The sequence below is a fragment of the Rhodoferax sp. EU05-FHT12H12 genome, assembly GCF_058791215.1.
In genome coordinates, this window is the sequence record NZ_JBYTDI010000013.1 from 1 (window position 1) to 1,906 (window position 1,906).

2 protein-coding genes are annotated in these 1,906 nt (G+C 62.3%); both read right to left on the bottom strand.

Going from position 1 to position 1,906, the window contains the following annotated elements; translation table 11 throughout:
• A partial coding sequence (locus AC3WS7_RS18655) for a tripartite tricarboxylate transporter permease (protein WP_492657389.1) occupies window positions 1-1,502 on the bottom strand: 1,502 nt, incomplete at its 3' end.
• A gap of 35 nt (window positions 1,503-1,537) precedes the next feature.
• On the bottom strand, window positions 1,538-1,906 hold a 369-nt coding region (locus tag AC3WS7_RS18660; RefSeq protein ID WP_492657390.1), incomplete at its 5' end, for a tripartite tricarboxylate transporter TctB family protein.

Consider the following 1,906-nt stretch of genomic DNA (forward strand, 5'->3'; position numbering starts at 1 on the left):
ACAAACGCCTCTTCACGCTTGGCCTTGATAGAAGGCATGAGGACCACGACCAACAGCAGCACGGCCGCCGCCAGCAAGCCCGCGGAGAGCGGACGGGTGATGAACACACTCCAGTCCCCCCGGGAGAGCAAGAGCGCGCGGCGCAAATACTCTTCCATCATCGGCCCCAGGATAAAGCCCAGCAAGAGCGGAGCGGGTTCCGTGCCCAGCTTGATAAAGACGTAACCAATGATGCCGAACAGCGCCACCATCCAGATATCCCAGGTGTTGTTGTTGGTGGAGTACACCCCAATCGCACAGAACAGCACGATGGAAGGAAACAACCAGCGGTAGGGAACGGTCAGCAGCTTGATCCAGATACCGATCAGCGGCAGGTTCAGCACAATCAGCATCAGGTTGCCAATCCACATGGAGGCAATCAGGCCCCAGAACAGCTCCGGGTTGGCCGTCATCACCTGCGGGCCGGGCTGGATGTTGTGGATGGTCATGGCCCCCACCATCAGCGCCATCACCGCATTGGGCGGGATACCCAGGGTCAGGAGCGGGATGAAGGACGTTTGGGAGCCTGCGTTGTTGGCGGCTTCAGGCGCGGCCACACCGCGGATGTTGCCCTTGCCAAACGGCACTTCACCGGGTTTGAGCTTGGTCTTCTTCTCAATCGTGTAGGCCGCAAAGGCCGCCATCACCGCACCGCCACCGGGCAAGATGCCCAGGAGCGAGCCCAGGGCCGTGCCGCGCAGCACGGCGGGCACCATGTTCCTGAAGTCTTCCTTGGTCGGCATCAAGCCGGTCACCGAGGCGGCAAACACTTCACGCTCGCTCTCGTGCTTGGACAGGTTGTGGATGATCTCGCCGTAGCCAAACACGCCCATGGCGATGACGATGAAGCCAATGCCGTCGGTGAGTTCTGCAATGTCAAAGCTGAAACGGGCCACACCGGAGTTCACGTCGGTACCGACCATGCCCAGCAAGAGGCCCAGCACAATCATGGCCACGGCCTTGATGAGGGAGCCAGACGCCAGCACCACGGCACCAATCAGGCCCAGGATCATCAGGCTGAAGTACTCCGCCGGACCGAATTTGAACGCCAGCTCGGTCAAAGGGGCCGCAAAGGCCGCCAGGATCAGGGTACCCACACAGCCGGCAAAGAAAGACCCCATGCCGGCAGCGGCCAGGGCCGGGCCGGCTCGGCCGTTACGGGCCATCTGGTAGCCGTCAATCACCGTCACGACGGACGAGGACTCTCCGGGCAGGTTGACCAGGATGGCGGTAGTCGACCCGCCGTACTGGGCGCCGTAGTAGATGCCGGCCAGCATGATCAGTGCCGCCACGGGCGGCAGTGCATAGGTGGCGGGCAGCAGCATGGCGATGGTGGCCAGGGGGCCAATGCCGGGCAAGACGCCGATGAGGGTACCGAGCAGACAGCCGATGAAGGCGTAGATCAGGTTCTGGAAGGTGAAGGCAACGCCAAAACCCAGGGCGAGGTTGTTAAAGAGATCCATGGTGCAGTCCTAGGGGGTGGGGGCTCAGACGGGGCTCAGGCGCTCAGAAAAGCGGGCCAGACCGGGAACTGCAGCTTGAGCAGGACGATGAAGGCCAGGTAGCTCAGGAGGGCCAGCAAGGTGGCCAGGATGAGTACGGGCTTGAAGGCGAATTCTTCACCGGCGTGGCTGGCGATGAAGGTGAGCAGGTAGATGCCGATGATCAGGCCCAGCGGGGGCAGGCCGATCTTGGGCAGGCCACCGATGCAGGCGCCAAACACCAGGTTGGCCAGGATGATGAAGAACAGCGGCTTCCAGGCGATCTTGCCGATCTTGTCGCCGTCGGCGGTTTCCACCACCAGGGCCTTGAAGGTGATGATGCTGCCCAGAAAGGCCAGCAGCACGCCCAGGGCCAGCGGGAAGTA